The sequence below is a fragment of the Rhodococcus sp. Leaf233 genome (assembly GCF_001426165.1).
In the GTDB taxonomy this organism is placed as follows: Bacteria; Actinomycetota; Actinomycetes; order Mycobacteriales; family Mycobacteriaceae; genus Rhodococcoides; species Rhodococcoides fascians.
Window position 1 is genome coordinate 713,977 of sequence record NZ_LMRO01000009.1, and the last position, 23,702, is coordinate 737,678.

A 23,702-nucleotide genomic window follows, 5' to 3' on the forward strand; every position below is an offset into this window, starting at 1 on the left:
TTCGTGGGTTCAGCACCCGGGAGCCAGCGCGTACCACAAGGTGTCGATGTCATCGCAGGATCGACTGAGCAGGGGTGTAGCAACATGGTGAGACAACTCAGGGCCGAAGCCACTCGCGCGGCGGCGCTGCGCGCTGCAGCAGATCTCTTCCTCGACGTCGGGCATGCCAATGCCACGCTGAGTCAGGTGTCGGCGCAGTCCGGCGTGACCAAGGGCGCGTTGTACTTCCATTTCGCGTCCAAGGAAGAACTCGCTCGCGCCATCGTCGACGAAGGTCACGAGCGCGTGTCCACGGCCTGCGCGGGGCTGGTGGACAGCCGCAGCCCAGCCCTCGAGTCCGTCATCGGAATCTCGTACTCGGTTCTCGAACTGGCAGCGTCGGATCCGCTCGTTCGTGTGATGTACCGGTTGCAGATGGAGATCGACGGGTCCGACACCGCTCGCGGAAGCGTGTTCGGCACCTGGGGCAACATCTTCGAGCATCTTTTCGAGCGGGCCATCGAGCACGGCGACGTCGCCGACCACCTGGACGCAGGCAACGCGGCACTGCTGGTGTGCGAAATGCTGGCCGGGGTTCTGATGGTGTCCGAGGCGCAGTCGCGTCTGGAGGATGCGCCGTCTCGTATGGAGAAGGTGTGGAACACCGTGCTGCCGTCGTTGGTGCCTGCCGACAAGCTGGCCTACTTCCGAGAATTCGCAGCTCGCAGCCTCTCGAGCTTCGTGCGCGAGAACATCGATTCGAGCTCGGTCACCGTCTGACGTTCTCGTCGCCCGGGGTGCTTGCTGCGCGCCGATGCGAGGCGCACACTGTGTGACATGGAACACAGAATGTCGGACAACGAGCTCCGGAAAGCGATCGGCACTCTGCAGCACCGCGCGGACGATGCGCGGAAACGAGGTGCCGACGACGAGGCGACGCGTATCGAGAACACCGTCGCCGATTACCGAGACGAGATGTCGCAGAGATTGTGACGGCCCTGTCGGTCGTCACCGCGTAGGGTCGGAATCGACCTGACACGTGGCAACCGGTGGGGGAACAAGCTTCGATGGCTACATACGATCTGCGCGGCAAGAAGACGTTGATCACGGGAGCGGGCAGCGGAATCGGCCGGGCGACGGCCATCGCGGCTGCAGCGGTGGGAGCTGAACTGTTCCTTACCGACATCAACGCCTCCGGGCTTGCCGAGACCGTGGACCTGGTCGGTCGAGCGGGCGGCACGGTCAGTCACTCCTTGCCCTTCGACGTCTCCGATTTCGACGCGGTCACCGCCTTCGCGGACGATATTCACGCCGAGTTCGGCAGCCTCGACGTCGTGATGAACGTCGCGGGCATCTCGGCGTGGGGCACCGTCGAGAATCTGGAGCATCGGCATTGGAAGTCCATGGTCGATGTCAATCTCATGGGTCCCATCCATGTCATCGAGAAATTCCTCCCGCCGATGATCGAGGCGGGCCGCGGTGGGCATCTGGTCAACGTCTCGTCCGCGGCGGGATTGATTCCTCTGCCCTGGCACGCTGCGTACAGCGCCAGCAAGTACGGCCTTCGTGGCGTGTCCGAAGTTCTTCGATACGACCTCAAACGTCACGGAATCGGCGTCAGCCTCGTCGTGCCCGGTGGGGTCAAGACCGGCCTGGTGCAGACACTGCAGATCGCCGGTGTCGATCGAGACGATCCTCGGGTGCAGAAGCTGCAGCACCGGTTCGAGAAGCGTGCAGTCGAACCGTCGGTCGTGGCCGATGCGATTCTCGCCGGTATCGCCAAACGCAAGTACCTCGTGTACTCCTCCAACGACATTCGCTTCGGTTACTGGATCTCGCGAAAGTTCGCGCCACCGTACGAGTTCGTGCTGCAACGAGCGAACGATCAGTTCTCCAAACTGCTCGAGCCGCGTCGCACCGACGGGGCGTCGAAGTCGACGTCCAGTGTGCGGGCACCGGGGCCGGAGTAGGAGAGCCGGTCGTGTGGGTTGGCCAGAGCGCAGCCGGCCAACGACAGACAACCACAGCCGATGCACCCGGTCAGGTCGTCCCGTAAGCGAACCAACTGCTCGATGCGCGAGTCCAGTTCGCGATGCCACCGCGTCGACAGCCTGGCCCAGTCCTCGCGGGTGGGCGTTCGCTCGTCCGGAAGTTCGCTCAACGCCTGACGGATGGTCGCGAGAGGGATTCCCACCTTCTGCGAGATACGAATGAACGCCACTCTGCGCAGGGTCTCGCGGTGAAACCTGCGTTGGTTGCCCGATGTTCGTCGACTGCTGATCAAGCCCTGTTTCTCGTAGAAGTGCAACGCGGACACGGCGACGCCGCTGCGCTCCGACAGCTGGCCGGGGGTCAGTTCACGGACATTCCACTCGGGCATCGGCACGACCTCGACCTTACTTCAGGTCCGGATGCCAGCGCTGAGCGACGAATGGGTTTACCGTTCGTTCATGAGCGTCGACTCCGCTGCGGGCCCGTTGGGAGCCAATTCCGAGGTAGGTGTGCTCCGCACTGTGATGCTGCACCGCCCGGGCGACGAGCTGCGGCGCCTGACTCCGAGAAACAACGACCAGCTGCTGTTCGACGGATTGCCGTGGGTGGACCGGGCACAGGACGAGCACGATGCGTTCGCCCAGCTGCTCCGCAGCCGCGGCGTGACGGTGCTGCTGCTCGGCGAACTCCTCACCGAAGCGATGACGGTCAGCGGTGCCGCTCGGATGCAGGGCATCTCGGCTGCCGTCGACGCTCGACGGCTCGGACGGGCGCTCGCCGAGGATCTCGCCCAGTACCTGCGCGGTATCCCGGCAGCCGAACTGGCCCAGATCCTGATGGCGGGCATGACGTTCGACGAGTTGCTCGAAGCCGAGTCCGGTGAGGCCGAGCCCAGTGGTGCCTCGCTGGTTCGCCGCATGCATCACGGGTGCGACTTCGTCATCGATCCGCTGCCCAATCTGCTGTTCACCCGTGACTCGTCGTTCTGGATCGACAACCGAGTGGCGATCACCTCCCTGGCCTTGCCTGCGCGAGTACGGGAAACGTCGCTGACCGACTTGATCTACGCATTCCATCCCATGTTCAAAGGCGTGCGACGTGCGTACGAATCCCGTACCGCTCCGGTCGAAGGCGGTGACGTGTTGCTGCTCGCTCCTGGAGTGGTCGCGGTGGGTGTGGGGGAGCGCACCACCCCTGCGGGCGCAGAAGCGTTGGCACGCAGTCTCTTCGAGGACGATCTGGCGCACAGCGTGTTGGTGGTGCCGATCGCGCAGGAGCGTGCGTCCATGCATCTGGACACCGTCTGCACCATGGTCGACACCGACGCGGTTGTGATGTATCCGGCTATTCAGGACACGTTGTCCGCGTTCACGATTCACCGCGAGGATGCGGGCGTCAGTATTCGCGGTGCCGACCCGTTCCTCGAAGCCGCCGCCGATGCGATGGGAATCGGCAAACTCCGGTTGATCGACACCGGACTCGATCATGTGACCGCCGAACGCGAGCAATGGGACGACGGCAACAACACCCTCGCCATCTCCCCGGGGGTGGTCGTTGCCTACGAGCGCAACGTCGAGACCAATGCGCGGCTCGAGGCGTCGGGCATCGAGGTGTTGCGAATCTCCGGGTCCGAGTTGGGCTCGGGCCGGGGTGGCCCCCGGTGTATGTCGTGCCCGGTGTCTCGCGAAAGGCTTTGACGGACAGGCGTTTCTACAGGACGGCCAGGACCTTGTCGGCGGGGCGAGCCAACACGGTTCCCTTGTCGGTGACCACGATCGGGCGTTCGATCAGAATGGGGTGCGCCGCCATCGCCGCGATCAAGGTCTCGTCGTCGGCCTCCGCCAGTTCGAGTTCTTTGTAGATGCTCTCTCGGGTTCGAAGAGCCTGACGTGGTTCGAGTCCCGCGTCGGCGAGCAGCGTGCGGAGTTCGTCTTCGGTCGGCGGCGTCTCGAGGTACTTGACGACCTGGGGGACGATGCCCGCATCCTCGATCATCTTCAGAACGGTGCGGGAGGTGTTGCAGCGTGGGTTGTGATAGATGGTTGCGGCCCGGGTCATGTTTGCAATCCTGTCACGCGGGTAGCCAACGCGACAGATCACGTCAGGAACGGGAGTAGTCGCATGACCGACAAGCGCATTGTCATTGCAGGTGGGCACGGCCAGATCGCCCAACATCTCACGCAGGTTCTCACGGCGCACGGTGACCGCGCTGTGTCGCTCATTCGCAACAGCGATCACGTCGATGCCGTCACGGCCCTCGGTGCGCTGCCGCAGGTCATCGATCTGGAGTCTGCGTCCGTCGACGAGTTGGCCGACGTTCTCTCCGGTGCCGACGCAGTGGTGTTCGCGGCCGGTGCAGGTCCCAACAGCGGTCCCGAGCGCAAGGACACCGTCGACCGGGCCGGTGCGGTGTTGTTGGCCGATGCCGCCGAGAAGGCCGGCGTTCGCCGCTACGTGCTGATCAGTTCCTTCGGGGCCGGTGAGCCGGTCGCGGACGACCTCGACGAGGGATGGAAAGCATACATCCGGGCCAAAACTGCTGCGGAAGAAGATGTTTCGTCCCGCGCGGGCTTGGACTGGACCGTTCTTCGCCCCGGCAAGCTGACCGACGAGGATGCGACGGACTCGGTTTCGCTCACCGAGCCTCCACTCGACCCGGGCGAGGTGACCCGTGCCGACGTGGCAGCGGTCGTCGCCCGTCTGATCGACACCGGCAGTGCCATCGGCAAAACGCTGATGCTCACGTCCGGATCGACGTCCATCGCCGACGCTGTCGACGCGGTTCGATGAGGCGATCGTGCGCGTAAGCATCGATCCGTCGAACACGACCCCGGTGTTCGAGCAATTGCGGATGCAGATTCTGGGATTGGTGCGGTCCGGGGATCTCATCGCCGGAACAAAGATCCCCACGGTACGTGGGCTTGCCGAAGAGCTGAAGATCGCGCCGAACACGGTGGCGAAGACCTACCGGGAGCTCGAACAGCAGGGAATCATCGAGACGCGGGGTAGGTCCGGATCGTTCGTGGCGTCCGGCGGTGACCCGTCACGAGATATTGCAGCCAGGGCCGCAACGGAATTCGTCCGGGCCGTCAGATCTATCGGTCTCGACGACGACCAGGCGCGAACGTTTCTCGAAGCTGCTCTGAAAGGGGCAGGCGGCCGGTAAGTTGACGCTTCAACCTCCTTCTGTCAGGGTGGTGCTGCCCATTCAGCCGCGCCAGAAGGATGCCTATCAATGAACTCAACACTCGTCCGTGACGCCGTCGCCCTCGTAGCCCGTATCGGCCTGGGAGTCGTCTTCATCGCCCACGGGTGGCAGAAGCTCAACACCTTCGGCCTCGACGGCACTGCTGCCAGCTTCGAGGCGATGAACATTCCGGTACCCACGGCGTCTGCCTACTTCGCAACGTTCGTCGAGCTCATCGGCGGCGGCGCATTGGTTCTCGGCATCTTCACCCCGATCGCCGGTCTGCTGCTGTTCGCCGACATGTTGGGAGCTGCATTCCTCGTCCACTTCGAGAACGGGGTGTTCGCCACCGAAAACGGCTACGAGCTCGTCGTCGCTCTCGGCGTCGGCGCCTTGATGCTCGCGGCGTTCGGTGCCGGTCGCATCAGCATCGACGGAATCACCAAGGGCAAGACCGCAATTCTGCAGTAGTCGGTAGCGAGCCGAGTGGGGCGCTCAGCGCCAACTCGGTAACCACAATTGTTCCTGCCACATCTGCGGGGTGATCGGCATCGCGGTGAGGATCGGCCACAGCCACACGAAGTTGGCGATCACCACCGCGATGTACAGGCACACCAGAAGCAGTCCGGTGCCGCGTCTCTCGGCCGAGGCGCTCGCTTTTCCGATGATGTCGCCCAGTACCAGTGCGAAGCCCATCACCATGAACGGCGCGAGCGCCACCGCATAGAAGTAGTACATCTGCCGGTCGAGGGTCGCGAACCAGGGCAACAGTGCGGCACCGTAACCGACGAGAACCGTGGCGTAGCGCCAATCTCGTCGTACGAGAACGGACCACAGCGTCCAGGCGAGCATCGGCAAGGCCAACCACCACATCGCGGGCGTGCCGATCAGCATGATCGCCTTCACGCACGACGACGCCGAGCACCCCGAGACGCTCTCGCCGTCGGCGAAGTAGTACAGCATGGGGCGTAGGCCCATCGGCCACGTCCACGGCTTGGATTCCCACGGGTGCCGATTGCCTGCCGAATTGGTCAGTCCCTCATGGAAATCGAGCACACTGCCGCTGTAGTACCAGAGCGACCGCAGGGCGCCGGGGACGAAGGAGAACGGTCCGCCGAATCCGATTCCGTTGCCCACCTCGTGTCGGTCGACACCGGTCTCGGAGGTGAACCACGCCCAGTACGTCATCAGGTACACGGCGATCGGAACGATCACCAGCGCGTACAGCGCGGGTCCGATGTCGCGCACCGCAGTTCCCCGCCACGGTCGGCGAACCCCGTACGAGCGACGAGCAGCCAGGTCGAACGCCACGCTCAGCAAGCCGAAGAACGCGATGAAATACAGACCCGACCACTTGGTGCCACATGCGAGACCCAGCATGACGCCGGCCCCGAAACGCCACCACCGCACACCCATTCGAGGGCCGAGATCGCTGACGTCCATGCGGCCCTCGGCTCGGACCGTCCACAGTCGCTTTCGCACGTCGTCGCGGTCGACGACCAGGCAACCCAGAGCAGCGGTGACGAACAGGGCCAGGAAGATGTCCAGCATGCCGATGCGGCTGCTGACGAACGTCACACCGTCGACGATGAGCAGAATGCCTGCGATCGCACCGATGAGCGTCGAGTGGGTGAGGCGTCGGACGATTCGAATCACCAGCAGTACCAACAGCGTTCCGGCGACCGCGGACGAAAAACGCCATCCCCAACCGTTGTAGCCGAACAACGCCTCGCCGACGGCGATCAGCTGTTTGCCGACCGGCGGGTGCACCACCAGTCCGTAGGCCGGATTGTCCTCGAGCCCGCCGCCGGTGAGCACCTGATAACCCTGCGGTGCGTAATGCTTCTCGTCGAACACCGGCGTTCCGGCGTCGGTGGGGTACCGCAACATCGTGAAGCGGGTGATCGCACAGATGGCGGTGACGACGAGGGTGACGATCCAGCCGCGTCGTACATCGGTGTCGTGGAACCAGTCGCGCGCGGCAACGGTGGGCCCGGGACTGACCATCGACCGGTCGCCGGAGCGCTCAGAGGTCAGCAAGGTCACGTACCGATCGTAGGCGGTGTTCCGGAGTGGGCGGCAGGCCGCTGCACCGCATGGGAGACACTGGAGACATGCTCATCCTTGCTGCCACCCCGATGGGCGACGTCGGAGATGCCTCGCAGCGCCTGCGTGATGCCCTCGGTAGTGCCGATGTCGTGGCCGCCGAAGACACCCGACGCACCAAACAACTGGCGTCCTCCCTCGGCGTGACGATCGGGGGCAGGGTCGTCAGTTTCTACGACCAGGTCGAAACGGCGCGGCTACCCGCACTGGTCGAGGCCGTCGCCGAGGGAAAGACCGTACTGCTGGTGACCGACGCGGGCATGCCGTCGGTGAGCGATCCGGGCTACCGGTTGGTCGCGGCCTGCGTCGACGCCGACCTGCCGGTGACCTGCCTGCCCGGGCCGTCGGCCGTCACGACCGCCCTCGCACTGTCGGGGCTGCCGGTGGAGCGCTTCTGCTTCGACGGGTTTGCCCCGCGCAAGCAGGGACAGCGGCGCACGTATTTCCAGTCGGTGCTCGCCGAACCGCGTGCCATCGTTTTCTTCGAGGCCCCGCATCGGCTCGTCGCATGTCTCGAGGACGCGGTGCACGTTCTCGGCCCAGACCGCCGCGCTGCGGTGTGCCGAGAGCTCACCAAGACCTACGAGGAGGTCCGCCGCGGCGGACTGGGGGAGCTGCTCGACTGGGCACGTGACGGAGTCCGCGGTGAGATCACCGTCGTACTCGAAGGAGCGGTCGCCGTCGCCGAGGAACCCGAGGATCTCGTGGCCGAGGTGGAATCGCTCGTGGCGTCGGGCATGCGATTGAAGGACGCCTGCGCTCAGGTGGCCGTCGCAGGCGTGTCCAAGCGCGAGGTGTACGAGGCCGTTCTCGCCGCCCGCAAGGATCAGTGACGCTCAGCCCACCACGTGCTGGCGTAGCCCTTCGGTCGCTGCTTCGAGAATGGTCTTGGTGCCCTTCTTGACCAGGAAGCCGGGCAGGGGAGCCTTCGGGTCGACGGTCAGCTCGAATTCGACGTGCGTCCCGTTGCCCTTGGGCGTCAACGTGTATCGGCCTTCCTGGGCCTTCTGCTGGGTGCTCTCCACCAAGCTCCACGACACCTCGTTCTCGCTCCAGGTGTACTGGACCAGCTGCTCGTCGTTGATACCGATGATCGAGACCTTCATCTTGACGTGGTTCGGCCGACCGTCGTCGAAGCGGTCGACCACCTCGCACTTCTTGTGCACGGGAGACCACGAGGGGATGCCTTCGACGTCGGCGAGGACGTCGAGAATTGTCGCTGCGTCCGCCTCGATGTCGACGGACTTGTTCACTGTGACTGCCATGGGGAGAAGGTATCTCAGCTTTCTGTACGGGGGCTGACGTTGCGGGCGAACTCGCCGATGGCGCGTAGTGCGCGTCGGGCTTCGGGGACGAAATCGGCTGCCTGGAACACGTGCACCTGATCCTCGAAGACCTGGAGTTCGCAGTCGACTCCGGCGACGGCGAGGCGCTGAGCCATGAGTTCGGCGTCGGCATAGACCATTTCGGTCGATCCGACCTGGATCAGCACCGGCGGCAGGCCGGCGAGATTACCGTCGACCGGTGAGACCCGTGGGCCGCGTTCACCTTCGATGACGATCCGTGCGTCGACCCGATCGGCGAGGGCGGTCAGTGCGGGAACGGCGTTGGACGGAAACACCGAACACTTCTTGGCGTTCTCGTGAGTCAGCTTGCCGGTGGGATCCATGTCGGTCAGCGGCGACATCGTGAAGATGCCGGCCGGTGCGGGCAGGCCGACGGTCCGCAGAGCCAAGGTGACCATGAAAGCGAGATATCCGCCCGCCGAATCCCCGCCCATGATGATCTGGTCCGGGCGATAGCCGGAATCGAGGAGGAAGCGGTAAGCGTCGACCCCGTCCTCGACGGCGTGTGCGATCGGGTTACGCGGCATCATGCGGTAATTCACCGACAGGACTGCGCCGTCGACGCTCTTGGAGACGCGTGACGTCATCCGCCGATGAGTCCGCAGTCCACAGCACACGAAGGCGCCGCCGTGCATGTACAGAACGACACGATCGGTTCCGCTGCCCTCGGCCCGAATCCATTCGGCCTCGCATTCGGAGAGCATGACGCGACTGCGGGTGGTGCCGCTGATCTGGGGGACGAGCAGACCCGCGTAATCGACCAAACCCATCGGCCACGGCAGTGACGGTGCCTGCGCCCACACCGTCAGGAACGGGCGCACGGTGAACTGCAGGTATTTGGACAGGATCTGCGACTGCAGGCTTGCTCCGCGGATATCGCGGCGGCGCGCAGTGGCTGCCGCGTCGGACGTTTTCACTACGGTGAGCGCCGGATTCATAGCCGTCGCCTCCATCCCCGTTGACTGTTGCAGGGCGCGTGTGCGCCGTGCGTCGGATCCCCGTTCTGTTCGGAACCCCTGGTAACGGACAATAGCGGGTGGGATTTCGTGAGCGCACGTAAGGTCGTGTTCTGAGTCACATTCGGTGCCGTACCGTGACATAAAACAAATGGAAAAAGGACAGCTCATGGCACTCATGCCCATCACCGAATCGATGTTTCTGATCGCCGAATCGCGGGAGCACCCGATGCACGTGGGCGGACTGGAGTTGTTCGTACCGCCCGGCGATCCGCACGAGTTCGCACAGGAAGTGCATCGCAAGTTCACCACTGGTGAAGTGCACGAGCTGTTCCGCAAGCGGCCGGCCCGCCCGGTGCAGATCATGGGAACTCTCGCGTGGGCTTTCGATCAGGACGTCGACTTCGAGTACCACGTCAGGCGCGCTGTCTTGCCCTCGCCGGGACGCATCCGCGAGCTGTTCCAGTTTCTCTCGCTCAATCACAGTGCCCCGCTCGATCGCTACCGGCCGATGTGGGAACTGCACATCATCGAGGGTCTGGCCGACGGCCGAGTTGCGTTGTACACCAAGGTGCATCACTCGCTGGTCGACGGCGTCAGCGCGCTGAAGCTCATGCAGCGCACACTCTCGACGGACCCCGAGGATCGCAGCGGAGTGGCGACCTGGGACCCGTCGTTGTTCGGTCGCGGCAGAAAGAAGGTCGACAAGGCCGAGCCCGGGCGGCTGGCGCAACTGGGCAGCGGCCTGTCCATGGGACGCAAGATTGCCGGCGACCTGGTGGACTTCGCCCCTGCCTCCGCGCGAATAGGGTTGCGCGCGTTGAAGAAAGAAGGCGCACAGCTACCGCTGCGGGCACCGCGGACAATGTTCAACGTGCCCATCGGCGGCGCTCGACGCTTCGCGGCGGAGAGCTGGTCGATCGAGCGTATTCGTAAGGTCGGTACCGCTCTCGATGCAACGCTGAACGACATGGTGCTCGCGATGTGCGCCGGAGCGTTGCGTGCCTACCTCATCGATCAGAACGCGCTTCCCGAGGAGCCACTGATCGCCATGGTGCCGGTCTCGCTGCGCAAGGAGGGTGACAGCAAGGACGCCGGTAACTCCGTGACGACCATTCTGTGCAACCTGGGGACCGACGAATCCGATCCGCTGCTTCGCCTCGAACGCATCAAGGAGTCCACCGTCCGAGGCAAGCAGATGATGGGGGAGCTCAACACCCTCGAAGCGCTTGCCGTCGGTGCAATCACCATGGCCCCGTTGCTCTTCGGGCCGGTGCCGGGATTCGTCGACTACACCCCGCCGCCGTTCAACGTGATCATCTCCAACGTGCCGGGTTCCAAGGAGGATCTCTACTGGAACGGCGCGAAACTCGATGGCATCTACCCGGCGTCCATCGTGTGCGACGGACAAGCGCTCAACATCACCGTCGCCAGCAACGGCGATTCGTTGAACTTCGGGCTCATCGGGTGCCGACGCAGTGTGCCGCACCTGCAGCGGATGCTCACGCATCTGGAGAACACGTTGGAGGAGCTCGAAAAGGCGGCGTAGCCCCATGTGAGTGGAACCGCGTAGTGGGCTACGAAGTTCCACTCACATGGGCTTACTTCTCCTCGTACTTGGGGAACACCGGCGTCGGGGCAGGGAGAGCGGTGCCGGGAACCGAACGTGTTGCGATGTCCGCGAATTCGCGGTTCGACGCCCCGAGCAGGTCGAGGATGCGCGACGCGGAATCGGGCATGACGGGCTGGGCCAGGATGCTCACGATGCGCAACACCTCGATCGTCACGTACAGCACCGTGGCCATGCGATCGGGGTCGGTCTTGCGCAGCACCCATGGCTGCTGCAGCGAGAAGTAGCGGTTGGTCTCGCCGAGTACCGACCAGATCGCTTCGAGCGCGGAATGGATTGCCTGCACATCGAATTCGCGTCGGCAGATCTCCAGCAGCGCGTCCGCACGGGCCAGCATCGCCTCGTCCTCGGCGGTGAAGTCACCCGGTGTGGGAAGCTGTCCTTCGAGGTTCTTCGCCACCATCGTCAGCGAACGCTGCGCGAGGTTGCCCAGTTCGTTGGACAGGTCGGCATTGACGCGGGCGACGATCGCCTCGTGGCTGTAGCTGCCGTCCTGCCCGAACGAGACCTCGCGGAGGAAGAAGAAGCGCACCGGATCGAGGCCGTAGTTCTCCACCAACGAGTCGGGAGTCAGCACGTTGCCCAGAGACTTGGACATCTTCTCGCCCTTGACATTCAAGAACCCGTGCACGAAGACCCGCTTGGGTAGCTCGATGCCTGCGGACATCAGGAACGCCGGCCAGTAGACGGTGTGGAACCTCGTGATGTCCTTGCCGATGACGTGCAGATCGGCGGGCCAGAACTTCCGGTACGCCTCCGAGTCGGTCTCGGGGAAACCCGCACCGGTGAGGTAGTTGGTCAACGCGTCGACCCACACGTACATCACGTGCGCGGGATCGCCGGGTACCGGCACACCCCAGTCGAATGTGGTCCGGGAGATCGACAGGTCGCGCAGACCGCCCTTGACGAAGTTCACGATCTCGTTGCGGCGCGTGTTCGGCGCGATGAAATCGGGCGACGCGTCGTACATCTCGAGCAGTTTGTCCTGGTACTGCGAGAGCCGGAAGAAGTACGACGACTCCTCGGTCCACTCGACGGGCGTGTTCGTCTCGGTCGCGACGCGGGAGCCGTCCTCGGTCAGGGTGGTCTCGGCCTCGGTGTAGAACGCCTCGTCGCGGACCGAGTACCAGCCGGAGTAGGAGTCGAGGTAGACGTCGCCGTTCGCCTCCATCCGTCGCCACAGTTCCTGGCTGGCGGCATGGTGGTCGGCATCGGTGGTGCGGATGAAGCGGCCGTACGAGCTCTGCAGCAGATCGTGCGCCGCCTGGAAGGCGTCGGAATTGCGCGCCGCGAGCTCGCGGACGTCGATGCCCTCGTTCTGCGCGGTCTGCTGCATCTTGAGGCCGTGCTCGTCGGTTCCCGTCAGAAAACGCACGTCGTAGCCATCGAGGCGCTTGAAGCGCGCGATCGTGTCGGTGGCGATGTATTCGTACGCGTGCCCGATGTGAGGTGCTCCGTTGGGGTACGCGATTGCCGTGGTGACGTAGAAGGGTGGCCGTGAGGCATCAGCTGGCGCAGTCATGGTGCGCCTACTCTATCCAGCGTGAGTAGAGAACGTCCCGCGCCACCGCTGCCCGATGCCGTCGGCCCCCTCGTCGACGCCCACACCCACCTCGATGCCTGCGGAGCGACCGATGCCGCGAGCGTGGCCGCGATCGTCGATCGCGCCGAGTCGGTGGGGGTCACCCGGGTTGTCACGATCGCCGACGACCTCGACGCCGCGCGCTTCGCCGTCGACGCTGCATCCTGGGATCCACGGGTGTGGGCGGCGGTCGCGATCCATCCCACCCGCGCGAACGTGCTCGACGACGCAGCGAAGGCCGAGATCGAACGACTCGCGGCCGATCCGCGTGTGGTCGCCATCGGCGAAACGGGTCTGGACTACTACTGGCCCGGCAAGCTCGACGACTGTGCGACGGTCCCGGAGCAGCACGAGGGATTTCGCTGGCACATCGATCTCGCCAAGCGTCTCGGGAAGCCGCTGATGATCCACAACCGCGAGGCCGACGAGGATCTGCTCGCGGTCCTGGTCGCCGAGGGCGCTCCGGAGACGGTGATCTTCCACTGCTTCTCCGGCGGGCCCGAGACCGCCAAGGCCTGCGTCGACGCCGGTTACGTTCTCAGCTTCTCGGGGACGGTCAGTTTCAAGAACGCGCATGCGCTGCGTGAGGCCGCAGTGCTGGTGCCCGACGAGCTGGTGCTGGTGGAAACGGATGCTCCGTTTCTCACTCCGCATCCGTTTCGCGGTGCACCCAACGAGCCGTACTGCCTGCCGTACACCGCCCGGGCGCTGGCCGAGGTTCGTGGCCAGGACCCGGCCGAACTGGCGGCGCATGCCACGGCGAATGCCGAGCGGGTGTACGGGCTCTAGCTCCTTGGGTTGCGGCGGAGGTACTAATTCGTTACCGTACCGTGACCGAACTCGGGCGTTTCGACCCCGAAGTCACGCTTGCAACCGCCAGGAATACGAAACTTGTCGACTATCAGACGCCTCAACTCCGCTCGTTCGACCACGCTCTACCTGGTCATCGCGGCCCTGTTGATGACGCTGGTCGCCGGGGGCGTGATGGCGGTGAGCCGTCACAAAACCGTGACCATCGACGTCGACGGCGACATGATTTCGCTGAGCACGATGAAGACCGACGTCAACAGCGCTCTCGTCGATGCCGGCTACACGCCGTCGGACAAGGATCTGGTCGTTCCCGCGCCCGACTCCGGGCTGAGTGACGGCGACACCGTCGTGCTGCGCCGCGCTCGCGAGATCACCCTGAACGTCGACGGCAAGCCGGAGGAGATCTGGACCACCGCGTTGACGGTCGAGGAAGCTCTGCAGCAGACGGGCCTCGCCGAGGACGTCCACGTGTCGGCGTCTCGCTCCGAGCGGTTGCCCCTCGACGGCACCGAACTGGACGTGGCCCTGCCCAAGCAGGTCTCGCTGGTCGACGGAGGCAGTCCGGCAACGCCGGTGACGCTCGCCGCTCCGACCGTGCGCGAATTCCTCGAAGCAGCGGGCAAGCCATTGGAAGAGGCCGACACCGTGTCGCCGGATCCGGATGCCGCCGTCACCGACGGTGCCGAGATCGTCGTCACGCGCGACCGGACCGTCACCAAGACCGAGACCACCGACACCGATGCCCCGGAACAGCGCATCGAAGATCCGACGATGAACATGAGCAAGACCGTCGTCGAGAACCCCGGCGCTCCCGGCGTCTCCGACATCACCTGGAAGATCAACATGGTCAACGGGGTCGAGGCCGGACGCGAGAAGATCGACGAAGTCGTCAAGGTGCCGGCGCAGCCGAAGACCGTTCGAGTCGGAGCCAAGCCCGGCACCGAGGTCCCACCCGTGGAGAACGGTGCGATCTGGGACGCGCTTGCTCAATGCGAGGCAACCGGCAACTGGGCCATCAACACCGGCAACGGTTTCTACGGCGGCGTGCAATTCGACCAGAACACCTGGGAACGCCAGGGCGGCCTGAAATACGCACCGCGCGCCGACCTCGCCACCCGCGAAGAACAGATCGCCATCGCATCGGTGACGCAGAAGTCGCAGGGCTGGGGCGCATGGCCGGCATGCACCTCGCGTCTGGGTTACCGCTAGTTCCCGTAGAGTTCCCGCCGTGTCCGAACATGTGAGGGGAGCTGCGGCTCTGCTCGGTCCTGCCGAAGTCCGCTCTCTCGCTACCGAGCTCGACGTGCGTCCCACCAAACAACTTGGCCAGAACTTCGTGCACGACGCCAACACCGTGCGACGCATCGTCGCCTCCGCCGGTGTCGGACCTCAGGACACCGTCCTCGAAGTCGGTCCCGGCCTCGGATCGTTGACTCTCGCTCTGCTCGATGTGGCCGACGCCGTTGTCGCGGTCGAGATCGACCCCAAGCTCGCGACCCGCTTGCCCATCACGGTGGCCGACCGCGCCCCCACCCTCGCCGAACGGTTGACGGTCATCGAAGCCGACGCGTTGCGCGTACGGGCCGAGGACATTCCGGGACACCCGACGGCATTGGTGGCGAACCTGCCGTACAACGTCGCGGTGCCTGTGCTCATTCACCTGTTCTCGGAGCTACCCAGCCTGCGGGTGGCCGTGGTGATGGTCCAGGCCGAGGTTGCCGATCGCCTCGCCGCGGTACCGGGAAGCAAGATCTACGGCATTCCCAGCGTCAAGGCCCGATTCTTCGGTGACGTCAAACGGGCCGGGGCAGTGGGCCGTTCGGTGTTCTGGCCGGTTCCCAAAGTGGAATCGGGGCTGGTGCGCATCGATCGATACGCCGAGCCGCCGTGGCCGACCGACACTGCACACCGGAAGTCGGTATTCGCCGTCATCGACGCCGCATTCGCCCAGCGCCGCAAGACTTTACGAGCAGCCCTCGCGGGGTGGGCCGGTTCACCCGTCGCCGCGGAGCGCAGACTTCGCGAGGCCGGAATCGATCCCACGGCCCGCGGGGAAACGATCGACGCGGCAGCGTTCGTTCGTCTGGCGGCTACCGAGGCCTGACGTCTCGTTCTTACAGGTGAATGTCCGACAGTCGCGTCAGTTCGGTCCACTTCGACGCCTCGGCGCGTGCCGCTGCAACAGGTGCGTACCGGTCGGCCTCGGTGAGAATTCCCAGCTTCAAGCCGGTCGCCGACGCGATGTCTGCTACCGGAACCTGATACGTGCGGTACGGGCCGAGCGGTGGGGGATCGGTCTCGACCCGAAGCGGCTTGTCGAGAATCGGGTCGAGTGACGGCGACTGATCGAGCACGTATCCGGTGCACGCCGGTGCCGAATCCTGGGACCACGCGGCAATCTTGAAGAAGCGACGCGGTATGGCAATGCCTCGGTAGATCGGATCGTCGTCGGCGAAGATGCAGCCACTGAACACCGAGAGCCGTTGCCCGTACTGCTCGGCATGGCCCAGTACGTAATCCTCGAGCCCCAGCCACAGAGTTTTCGACTGGTTCAGAGTGGCCGTCTGCGGAGCGCACACCGTGTAGTGGAAGGTATCCGCATTGGCACGCGTCGCGACCGACAGCTCGCCCCACACCGGATCTCGTCGGCGAACGAGATGCCCACGGTCGAGGTCGTTGTTCGAGTACAACTCGTTCCCCGCCTGCTGCGACGCCGGGAGCCGCTCGTCCAGACGCCAATCATCGCCTCGCTCCACGTCTTTCAGACTCGAGCCGTCGATGTTCACGCCGGTGACCGCGGCGAGGCGTCGGGCAGGATCCATGGATACCGAGAAGTGGGTGTACGGAAGTACCACCAGGCCTACTCGACCCGGCAGCGGAACGTCGATGTCGGCCAGGAAGGTCGGGTCGAAACCGAGTGGGGTCGTCATGGACCCATTGACTCACGCGTCGGTTACCGGAGGGTGAACCGCGGCGAGGTATCGCCGTTCGAGGGCCGCGTGACGCGCAGCGACCACGCGGCATTCCTCTTTCAGTTCCGGCGGGTCGAGCACGGTGAAGTCGGTGTCGAACGCCGCCAGCCAGCGGGCGATCGACGGCAGTGAGTCTCCCGAGAGCACCACCGCACACGAGGTGTCGTCGATGGATTCGAGTGTGCCCCAGTGCTCGTCGACCATCGGGGCGATCGTCTCGATCGGCGCATGCAAGCGAATGCGCGCCTGAACCTGGGTGAACGCGCGGTCGATTCCCTGCGAGACGTAGGTCGCCGCGCCGCCCGCAGGTAACTCCCGCGGCGTGAACCGTGGGCCGGTGGGAATCTTCGGAGTGAGCCGATCCACCCGATACGATCGCCAATCCTGGCGCAGCACATCCCAACCCAGCAGATACCACCGCGCTCCCGCCCGAACCAAGCTGTAGGGCTCCACCTCGCGCCGAGACTCCGAACCGTCGTGCTTGCGGTAGTCGAATCGCAGTCGCTCGTGACCGTGGCACACCGCAGCCACCGTCGACAGCACCGCCGCATCCACCGCAGACCGCGGGGTGTGCTCCACCACGTCGATCCGGAGGGCGTCGAGCCGATGCCGGATGCGCGACGGCATCACCTGCCGGAGCTTCGTCAACGCACGCAGCGACGCCTCGCCGATCCCCGCGACCGATCCACCGGCCGCCGACTGCAAACCGAACGCCACCGCCAAGGCCTCGTCGTCGTCGAGCAGTAGCGGGGGCATCTCGGCACCCGGCCCCAACTGATAGCCGCCGCCGACGCCCGGCGTCGCATTGACCGGGTAGCCGATGTCGCGCAGCTTGTCGACGTCCCGCCGCAGCGTGCGAGGCGTCACGTCGAGCCGTTCCGCCAGCTCTGCACCCGCCCAATCGCGCCGGGTCTGCAGAAGCGACAGCAGCCGCAACAGCCGGGCCGAGGTTTCCTTCATATCCACACAATGCCACCGAATGCGGACATCTTCGGTCCTCTTTACCGACCCGACCCGGCCACCGAAGTCCACTCAACGTGACATTGACCCCCGAAAAGTCCACCGAACGTGACATTGAGTACCCCCAGGTGGGCCGCCTGATGGTGAACCCGGCCCCTGTTTCTCCACTACTGTGGTTAAACGTGCTGTCTGTCGTTCCCACGCCCGTTGTCGTTCGGGCCCCGTCGAAGGTGAATCTGCATCTTTCGGTCGGTGACCTGCGTCCCGACGGCTTTCACGAGTTGACGACGGTTTTCCAGGCGCTGTCTCTCTCCGACGAGTTGTCGGTCGTTCCGGCGAAGGCGTTGTCGGTTCGGGTGCGCGGCGACGACGCGAAGGTCGTTCCGACGGATTCGCGGAACCTGGTCTGGAAGGCCGCCGAGTTGTTGGGTCGTCGGGTCGGGCGCGAGCCGTCGGTGGAGATCACCATCGACAAGGGCATTCCGGTCGCCGGCGGCATGGCGGGCGGTAGTGCCGATGCTGCCGCGACGTTGGTTGCGCTCAACGCGATGTGGCATCTGGAGCTCTCGCGTGACGAGCTCGACGAGGTGGCGGCCGAGCTCGGTAGCGATGTGCCGTTCTCGTTGCACGGCGGGACTGCCGTCGGCACCGGCCGCGGTGAGAAGTTGCTTCCGGTGCTCTCGCGTAACAACTTTCATTGGGTTCTGGCGTTGGCGAAGGGTGGTCTGCAGACCCCCGCCGTGTACGGCGAGCTCGATCAGTTGCGGGCCAAGGGCGATCCGCCCAGGCTCGGCGGAACCGAGGATTTGATGCATGCCCTCGCGTCGGGTGATGCGCGGGCCCTCGCCCCGCTGTTGGGCAACGATCTGCAGGCCGCTGCGGTCTCGCTGATGCCGCAGTTGCGTCGCACACTGAGAGCGGGGGTCACCGCGGGTGCGTTGGCGGGCATCGTGTCCGGCTCGGGCCCCACGTGTGCGTTCCTGTGCGCCGACGCCGATGCGGCGGTGTCGGTGAGCGCTGAATTGTCCGGTGCAGGCGTGTGCCGCACCGTCCGTGTTGCGAGTGGACCGGTTCCCGGTGCTCGTGTGGTCACTAGTGAATCGAATGGTTTTTCCTGATGGTCAATCTCGTCAATCTCGAAAACGTCAGTAAGTCCTTCGGCGTCAAGCCTCTGCTCGACGGCGTCTCGCTCGGTGTGCAGGAGGGCGAACGCATCGGCATGGTCGGCCTCAACGGCGGTGGCAAGACCACCACCCTCGAGGTTCTCGCCGGCATCGAACCCCCCGATTCGGGACGCGTCAGCCGAGTGAACGGACTGCGGATGGCCGTCGTCACCCAGCGTGGTGTGTTGCCGCCCGGGTCGACGGTCGGTCAGGTGGTACTCGATCCGCTCGGGATGGCCGAGCACGAGTGGGCCGGCGATTCCCGGGTGCGAAACATCCTGACCGGCATCGGGATTGCCGACCTGGGTCCGTCCGGCAGCTCCGGACTGGACGCGCCGATCGACAACCTCTCCGGTGGCGAGCGTCGACGAGTCGCGTTGGCAGCAGCCCTCGTTCAGGATCTGGATCTTTTGGTGCTCGACGAGCCCACCAACCACCTCGACGTCGAGGGCGTGCAGTGGCTGGCCGCGCACCTGGTGAGCCGTCGGAGCGCGCTACTGGTCGTCACGCACGATCGGTGGTTCCTCGACACCGTCGCCAATCAGACGTGGGAGGTCGTCGGGGGTGGTATCGAAACCTACGAGGGTGGCTACAACGATTGGGTCTTCGCGCGTGCAGAGCGCTCCCGTCAGGCCGACGCATCCGAGGAGCGGCGTCGCAACCTCGCCCGCAAGGAACTCGCATGGCTGCGCCGCGGTGCTCCCGCGCGAACGTCCAAGCCCAAATACCGCATCGAGGCCGCCGAGGCATTGATTGCCGACGTACCGCCGCCTCGTGACTCCGTGGCGCTGTCCTCCTTTGCGCAGCGCCGTCTGGGCAAGGTCGTCATCGAACTCGAGGACGCGCGCCTGGAAACTCCCGACGGCCGTGAGCTGGTCAAGGACTTCACGTGGCGTCTGGCTCCCGGCGAGCGCGTCGGTCTCGTCGGCGTCAACGGATCGGGCAAGACGACGATGCTGCGCACGCTCGCCGGTGAACTGCAGCCCGCTGCGGGCAAGCGCATCCAGGGCCAGACCGTCAAGATCGGTTGGCTGAAGCAGGAATTGGACGACCTACCCAAGAAGCTGCGGGTCCTCGACGCGGTCAAGGAGGTGGCCGAGCGGATCACGTTGGGCGACAAGGAGATTTCTGCTGGGCAGCTCGCAGAAAGGCTGGGCTTCACCCCCGCTCGCCAGCGCACGCCGGTCGGAGATCTGTCCGGTGGCGAACGCCGTCGCCTGCAGTTGACGCGAGTCCTGATGGCCGAGCCGAACGTGCTGTTGCTCGACGAGCCGACCAACGACCTGGACATCGACACCCTGCAGCAGCTCGAGGACATCCTGGACGGCTGGGCGGGCACGCTCGTCGTCATCAGTCACGACCGGTACCTCATCGAGCGCATCTGTGACTCGACGTGGGCACTGTTCGGTGACGGCAAGCTCACCAACTTGCCCGGCGGCATCGAGGATTACCTGCGCAGGCGGGCCGTCCTCGCCGCCGACGCGACGCCGGACTCGTTGACCACCGGCGGGGTGCCGCGGAAGGCAACCCGTGATGCGGCTTCGGAGCGCGCTGCCCGTAAGGAACTCAGCAAGCTCGAGAAGCTCGTCATTCGCCTGTCCAAGCGGGAGACCGAACTACACGCCGAACTCGCCGAGGCTGCCACTGCGCCGGACAAGCTCGTGGCCCTGGACACCGAACTCAAGCAGGTTCTCGCCGACAAGGACGTCGCCGAGGAACGCTGGATGGAATTGGCCGCCGAGTTGGAATGAGCGGCTCCGCCGCATGTGAGTGGCTGAGTAGAGCCTGCGCCATGTGAGTGGTAACTCGTAACCTGCTACGAAGTTTCATGCACATGCGCGCAGCGCATACTGTGCACATGGCATCGGTCGTCGCAGAAGTGATGGGTTCGGATTTCGCTCGTCTGCATCCCAAGGTCCAATGGCGTTTCGGTTTGCAGTCCTCGGATCATCGGGCTCAGTTCGGGGTCGGTGTGATGGAGGAGATGACCCATTCTCGTCTCGTTCCTCCGCCGCTGCTGTGGGCCGGTCGTAAGCGAGGCCTGTTTCCTGCTGGGGTGGGCAAGGACGTGCCCTTCACCATTGCCAACTATGCGTACGTCGACGAATTGGGCCGCGAGACAATGTCTTTCGTGCGTCGCTTCGCGTTCGCCGCGCGTCCGCAGGGGATGAATTCGGTGATGGTGTCGTCCGCCGGATCCGACGCGTATGCGCTCGACTATCTGGGCTTCTCGTCGGACATGGTGGTGCACACCACGTGTGCGGTCGACTCCGACGGTGGGTTGGTGCTCGAGAGCGAGGTGCCGCGGTTTCTGCTCGGTCCCATTGCGCCGAAGTTGCCGAAAGTGGCCTCCGCGGTCACGATCGGCCGGGAATGGTGGGACGCGGCTGAGGAACGGCACCGCATCGAGATCGAAGTCAAGAGCCCGGTGTTCGGCCAGTTGTTCCTGTATCGCGGGTGGTTCACCGCGGAGGAGCGCGAGTGCCGTCCCGCCGACATCCCTTCCGACGCGCGGCCGCGCTCGATCGAATCACGCGAATAGCGCTACTGTTACGCGTCGATCGAAGCAGGTGAAAGGGAGTCCGCAGTGGCCGTAGTCGAAGCCGAGGTAGTCGGTGGTGTCGGGCATATCGTCCTGAACCGGCCGGAGGCCCTGAACTCGTTGAACGAGGCCATGATCCACGGCATTCGCGCGGCACTCGATGCGTGGCGGGACGACGACACCGTCGGTTCGGTTCTGGTGACGAGCAGTTCACCGCGCGCGTTCTGCGCCGGCGGAGACATCAAGGCCATCAGGCAGGCCGTGATCGACGGCGACCGAGAAGCCGGGCCGCGCTACTTCTCTGCCGAGTACGACCTCGACGAGATCATTGCGACGTACCCCAAGCCGTATGTGGCGGTCATCGAGGCCGCGGCGTTCGGGGGAGGGTTAGGTATCTCGGTGCACGGCAGCGTGCGGATCGTGACCGAGAACGCTCTTCTGGCGATGCCGGAGACGGCGATCGGATTCGTTCCCGATGTGGGCTCGAGCTACTTCCTGTCCCGGTTGCCTGATCACATCGGACGCTACTTGGCGTTGACAGGCACTCGGATCACTGGATCCGACGCTGTGACACTGGGATTGGCGACACACTTCTGTCCCAGCGAATCCGTTCAGGCGCTGAAGGACGACATTCTCGGCGGCACCGATCTCGGTGCAGCGCTCGAGCGACACACGACCCCGCCGCCGACGACGGAATTGTCGTTCGACGCGAAGGCGGTGGCCACGGTGTTCGAGAAGACCTCGCTCGTCGACATCATCGATGCATTGGAGTGCGATACCGCGTGGTCTCGCACTACCAAGACTCAGTTGGCAACGCTGTCGCCGACGTCCTTGATGGCCACCGATGCCCTGATCGAGCGGGCTGCGGACAGTACGTTGCGGGAGTGCCTCGATCGCGAGTTGCGGCTGGCGACATGGATCATCGCAGAACCGGACTTCGCCGAGGGGGTGCGCGCAGTGCTGGTCGACAAGGACCGCGCGCCGCAGTGGAAGCCTCTGGTGCTCGAGATGGTGCGACCAGAGGCCTTCCAGCAGCTGCTGTGACCGTCAGTGGGTCAGCGGTAACCCTTGGCGGGATTCTGCAGGTCCAGCACGATGGTCTGGCCGTTGGAACGCACGTGGATCTCCGGGTTCTGCAGACCGCCGGAGACGAGGTATTCGCCGAGGAGCTGAAGCAGCTCGTCAGGGCCGACGGAGGTGTCGGGGGTGCGGATGTCGCCGGTGCGGCTGCCGAGTTCGTTCTGGGTCAGCCGACCCGCGATACGAACCGAGGCGACGCCCATGGCGGTACGACGGTCGGGTGCCTGGCCGCGGCCGAGAGACGGCGACGTGCTGCCGCTGGAGGCGTGAGCGGTGGAACGGCCGTTGGTGGGCAGGCCGTGTTCTGAGATCTGATCGCTGGTGGTCACTTCAACCTCGTTCGATTCCGTGGCGGGCTTCTCTGATGCTGCGGGCTGTGGAGCGGATGCCGTGTCGGTGGACGTGACCACTGCCGCCGGGAAATCGGTGGTGGTTTCGGCCGCCTTCTCGGCGGGTGCAGCTACCGAACTGTCGGTGCGGGCACCGTTGGACGGAGTGGAATCGGACTTCGGCGGCGTCGCCAAACGATGCGCGGGAGCGCCACCGACCTTGATCCCGGCCAATGGGTAGTTCGTTCCCTTAGTCATGTCGTTTTCCACTTCATCGTGATTCTCGGGTGGTTCCGCGCCGAGACGCCATGATCGGAGAACTCACATGACGCCCAACTCGGCGTCGAGCACGCCAAAACGTACTCGAAGTTTGTTCGGACCGCCTGAGAGTAGCATCACGATTGTTTAGATCGCCATTTTTTGGTCCAAAGGCTTGTTCTGAATCCTGAACCACACCACGAAACCCCAGGTCACAAACCCGGCGTATACCAAGTAGAGGACAGCGGACGGGTAGAAACCGGCGATCACCAGCAGCGGGACGCCCACGATGTCCACCGCGATCCAGATGAGCCAGAATTCGGTGAGCCCGCGGGCCATGCCGAACGTCGCCAGCATCGAGCCGGTGAAGATCCACGCATCGGCCCACTTGCCGTAGGAACCGAGGTACCCGAACAGCTGCGCGAACACGATCGTTCCGACGACTGCGACAGTGATCATCACCAGTCGCTCACGAGCAGTGCCCCAGCGTGGAACGACGGCGGCCCCCGAGTTCTTCGAGCCGCGCATCCACCGGGCCAGCCCGTAGGTGCTGACGGCAATGAACATCAGCTGCCGTCCGGCTTGTCCGTACAGATCCAACGCCTGCGGAGTGTGGAACACCCCGCCCATGAAGACGGTGAACAGCAGCGCGTTTCCGATGATTCCCACCGGCCACGCCCACACGACTCGACGCATCCCGCCGACCGCGGAGAGCAGTCCGAAGCCGTTCCCGATCACCTCGCGCCACAGCACCGGGTGGCCCAGCACGCTGAATTCGGCGTCGAGCAGATCTGTCAGCACCGCGACAGG

The 23,702-nt window shown here is 64.8% G+C and carries 26 protein-coding genes; 16 read left to right on the plus strand and 10 right to left on the minus strand.

The window, feature by feature from the left end; translation table 11 throughout:
* The first annotated feature begins 84 nt into the window (after positions 1-84).
* The 3 genes from ASH04_RS14105 (at position 85) to ASH04_RS14110 (ending at position 1,949) form a co-directional block, all read left to right on the plus strand.
* Entirely contained in the window at positions 85-759 is a 675-nt protein-coding gene (locus tag ASH04_RS14105; RefSeq protein WP_027496059.1) for a ScbR family autoregulator-binding transcription factor, read from the plus strand.
* Positions 760-816: 57 nt separating this feature from the next.
* Positions 817-972 carry a hypothetical protein gene (locus tag ASH04_RS26945; RefSeq protein WP_167329154.1) on the plus strand — a complete coding sequence of 52 codons (156 nt, stop codon included), beginning with the start codon at positions 817-819 and terminating at the stop codon, positions 970-972.
* A 74-nt stretch (positions 973-1,046) separates the two neighbouring features.
* Positions 1,047-1,949 carry an SDR family oxidoreductase gene (locus tag ASH04_RS14110; RefSeq protein ID WP_057473966.1) on the plus strand — a complete coding sequence of 301 codons (903 nt, stop codon included), beginning with the start codon at positions 1,047-1,049 and terminating at the stop codon, positions 1,947-1,949.
* On the opposite strand, the gene soxR is transcribed toward ASH04_RS14110, so the two are convergent.
* Positions 1,865-2,365, minus strand: a complete 501-nt coding sequence (gene soxR, locus ASH04_RS26165) for a redox-sensitive transcriptional activator SoxR (protein WP_027496060.1) — start codon at positions 2,363-2,365, stop codon at positions 1,865-1,867. The genes ASH04_RS14110 and soxR overlap by 85 nt on opposite strands.
* Before the next feature lie 64 nt (positions 2,366-2,429).
* Here soxR and ASH04_RS14115 point away from each other — a divergent pair, with 64 nt between their 5' ends.
* Positions 2,430-3,668 carry an arginine deiminase gene (locus ASH04_RS14115; protein ID WP_057473967.1) on the plus strand — a complete coding sequence of 413 codons (1,239 nt, stop codon included), beginning with the start codon at positions 2,430-2,432 and terminating at the stop codon, positions 3,666-3,668.
* A gap of 13 nt (positions 3,669-3,681) precedes the next feature.
* On the opposite strand, the gene arsC is transcribed toward ASH04_RS14115, so the two are convergent.
* Positions 3,682-4,029 carry an arsenate reductase (glutaredoxin) gene (gene arsC, locus ASH04_RS14120; RefSeq protein WP_032389926.1) on the minus strand — a complete coding sequence of 116 codons (348 nt, stop codon included), beginning with the start codon at positions 4,027-4,029 and terminating at the stop codon, positions 3,682-3,684.
* Between the two features lie 63 nt (positions 4,030-4,092).
* Between arsC and ASH04_RS14125 the strand changes: the two genes are divergently transcribed.
* The 3 genes from ASH04_RS14125 (at position 4,093) to ASH04_RS14135 (ending at position 5,629) form a co-directional block, all read left to right on the plus strand.
* Positions 4,093-4,761 carry an SDR family oxidoreductase gene (locus tag ASH04_RS14125; protein ID WP_027496063.1) on the plus strand — a complete coding sequence of 223 codons (669 nt, stop codon included), beginning with the start codon at positions 4,093-4,095 and terminating at the stop codon, positions 4,759-4,761.
* Positions 4,762-4,768: 7 nt separating this feature from the next.
* Positions 4,769-5,137 carry a GntR family transcriptional regulator gene (locus ASH04_RS14130; RefSeq protein ID WP_027496064.1) on the plus strand — a complete coding sequence of 123 codons (369 nt, stop codon included), beginning with the start codon at positions 4,769-4,771 and terminating at the stop codon, positions 5,135-5,137.
* A 69-nt stretch (positions 5,138-5,206) separates the two neighbouring features.
* Positions 5,207-5,629, plus strand: a complete 423-nt coding sequence (locus ASH04_RS14135; RefSeq protein WP_027496065.1) for a DoxX family protein — start codon at positions 5,207-5,209, stop codon at positions 5,627-5,629.
* A 24-nt stretch (positions 5,630-5,653) separates the two neighbouring features.
* Here the strand turns inward: ASH04_RS14135 and ASH04_RS14140 are convergent, their stop codons facing one another.
* Positions 5,654-7,165, minus strand: coding sequence for a dolichyl-phosphate-mannose--protein mannosyltransferase (locus ASH04_RS14140; RefSeq protein WP_032364169.1), 1,512 nt, complete (start codon positions 7,163-7,165; stop codon positions 5,654-5,656).
* A 107-nt stretch (positions 7,166-7,272) separates the two neighbouring features.
* On the opposite strand from ASH04_RS14140, the gene rsmI reads away from it, so the two are divergent.
* Positions 7,273-8,097 carry a 16S rRNA (cytidine(1402)-2'-O)-methyltransferase gene (rsmI, locus tag ASH04_RS14145; protein WP_027496067.1) on the plus strand — a complete coding sequence of 275 codons (825 nt, stop codon included), beginning with the start codon at positions 7,273-7,275 and terminating at the stop codon, positions 8,095-8,097.
* Between the two features lie 3 nt (positions 8,098-8,100).
* On the opposite strand, the gene ASH04_RS14150 is transcribed toward rsmI, so the two are convergent.
* Positions 8,101-8,529, minus strand: a complete 429-nt coding sequence (locus tag ASH04_RS14150) for an SRPBCC family protein (protein ID WP_027496068.1) — start codon at positions 8,527-8,529, stop codon at positions 8,101-8,103.
* Between the two features lie 14 nt (positions 8,530-8,543).
* Positions 8,544-9,563: an alpha/beta hydrolase gene (locus ASH04_RS14155; protein ID WP_235580007.1), complete on the minus strand. Its 1,020-nt coding sequence runs from the start codon at positions 9,561-9,563 to the stop codon at positions 8,544-8,546.
* A gap of 172 nt (positions 9,564-9,735) precedes the next feature.
* On the opposite strand from ASH04_RS14155, the gene ASH04_RS14160 reads away from it, so the two are divergent.
* Positions 9,736-11,115 (plus strand): WS/DGAT/MGAT family O-acyltransferase, encoded by a 1,380-nt coding sequence (locus ASH04_RS14160; protein ID WP_027496070.1) that lies wholly within the window; start codon positions 9,736-9,738, stop codon positions 11,113-11,115.
* 52 nt (positions 11,116-11,167) lie between these two features.
* Here the strand turns inward: ASH04_RS14160 and metG are convergent, their stop codons facing one another.
* Entirely contained in the window at positions 11,168-12,718 is a 1,551-nt protein-coding gene (gene metG / locus ASH04_RS14165) for a methionine--tRNA ligase (RefSeq protein ID WP_057473754.1), read from the minus strand.
* A gap of 21 nt (positions 12,719-12,739) precedes the next feature.
* On the opposite strand from metG, the gene ASH04_RS14170 reads away from it, so the two are divergent.
* The 3 genes from ASH04_RS14170 (at position 12,740) to rsmA (ending at position 15,692) form a co-directional block, all read left to right on the plus strand.
* Positions 12,740-13,567 carry a TatD family hydrolase gene (locus tag ASH04_RS14170; RefSeq protein ID WP_057473755.1) on the plus strand — a complete coding sequence of 276 codons (828 nt, stop codon included), beginning with the start codon at positions 12,740-12,742 and terminating at the stop codon, positions 13,565-13,567.
* A 102-nt stretch (positions 13,568-13,669) separates the two neighbouring features.
* Positions 13,670-14,797 carry a resuscitation-promoting factor gene (locus tag ASH04_RS14175; RefSeq protein ID WP_027496073.1) on the plus strand — a complete coding sequence of 376 codons (1,128 nt, stop codon included), beginning with the start codon at positions 13,670-13,672 and terminating at the stop codon, positions 14,795-14,797.
* A 19-nt stretch (positions 14,798-14,816) separates the two neighbouring features.
* Positions 14,817-15,692, plus strand: coding sequence for a 16S rRNA (adenine(1518)-N(6)/adenine(1519)-N(6))-dimethyltransferase RsmA (gene rsmA / locus ASH04_RS14180; RefSeq protein WP_057473756.1), 876 nt, complete (start codon positions 14,817-14,819; stop codon positions 15,690-15,692).
* A gap of 10 nt (positions 15,693-15,702) precedes the next feature.
* Here the strand turns inward: rsmA and ASH04_RS14185 are convergent, their stop codons facing one another.
* Both ASH04_RS14185 and ASH04_RS14190 read right to left on the minus strand, forming a co-directional pair.
* Entirely contained in the window at positions 15,703-16,518 is an 816-nt protein-coding gene (locus ASH04_RS14185) for a DNA/RNA non-specific endonuclease (protein ID WP_057473757.1), read from the minus strand.
* A gap of 12 nt (positions 16,519-16,530) precedes the next feature.
* Positions 16,531-17,520: a helix-turn-helix transcriptional regulator gene (locus ASH04_RS14190; RefSeq protein WP_057473758.1), complete on the minus strand. Its 990-nt coding sequence runs from the start codon at positions 17,518-17,520 to the stop codon at positions 16,531-16,533.
* Positions 17,521-17,702: 182 nt separating this feature from the next.
* Here ASH04_RS14190 and ASH04_RS14195 point away from each other — a divergent pair, with 182 nt between their 5' ends.
* The 4 genes from ASH04_RS14195 to ASH04_RS14210 all read left to right on the plus strand — a co-directional run bounded on the left by ASH04_RS14195 (position 17,703) and on the right by ASH04_RS14210 (position 22,269).
* Entirely contained in the window at positions 17,703-18,638 is a 936-nt protein-coding gene (locus ASH04_RS14195; RefSeq protein WP_032371216.1) for a 4-(cytidine 5'-diphospho)-2-C-methyl-D-erythritol kinase, read from the plus strand.
* The gene (locus tag ASH04_RS14200; RefSeq protein ID WP_057473759.1) at positions 18,638-20,434 is read left to right on the plus strand and encodes an ABC-F family ATP-binding cassette domain-containing protein; all 1,797 of its coding nucleotides are present in this window, start codon (positions 18,638-18,640) and stop codon (positions 20,432-20,434) included. Before ASH04_RS14195 ends, ASH04_RS14200 begins: the two co-directional genes overlap by 1 nt.
* Positions 20,435-20,541: 107 nt before the next feature.
* Positions 20,542-21,225: a DUF4166 domain-containing protein gene (locus ASH04_RS14205; RefSeq protein WP_057473968.1), complete on the plus strand. Its 684-nt coding sequence runs from the start codon at positions 20,542-20,544 to the stop codon at positions 21,223-21,225.
* A gap of 45 nt (positions 21,226-21,270) precedes the next feature.
* Positions 21,271-22,269, plus strand: a complete 999-nt coding sequence (locus tag ASH04_RS14210) for an enoyl-CoA hydratase/isomerase family protein (protein WP_032371215.1) — start codon at positions 21,271-21,273, stop codon at positions 22,267-22,269.
* Between the two features lie 11 nt (positions 22,270-22,280).
* On the opposite strand, the gene ASH04_RS14215 is transcribed toward ASH04_RS14210, so the two are convergent.
* The gene (locus ASH04_RS14215; protein ID WP_027496081.1) at positions 22,281-22,892 is read right to left on the minus strand and encodes a hypothetical protein; all 612 of its coding nucleotides are present in this window, start codon (positions 22,890-22,892) and stop codon (positions 22,281-22,283) included.
* Between the two features lie 147 nt (positions 22,893-23,039).
* Positions 23,040-23,693 carry a nicotinamide riboside transporter PnuC gene (gene pnuC / locus ASH04_RS14220; RefSeq protein ID WP_032371214.1) on the minus strand — a complete coding sequence of 218 codons (654 nt, stop codon included), beginning with the start codon at positions 23,691-23,693 and terminating at the stop codon, positions 23,040-23,042.
* Positions 23,694-23,702 lie beyond the last annotated feature (9 nt).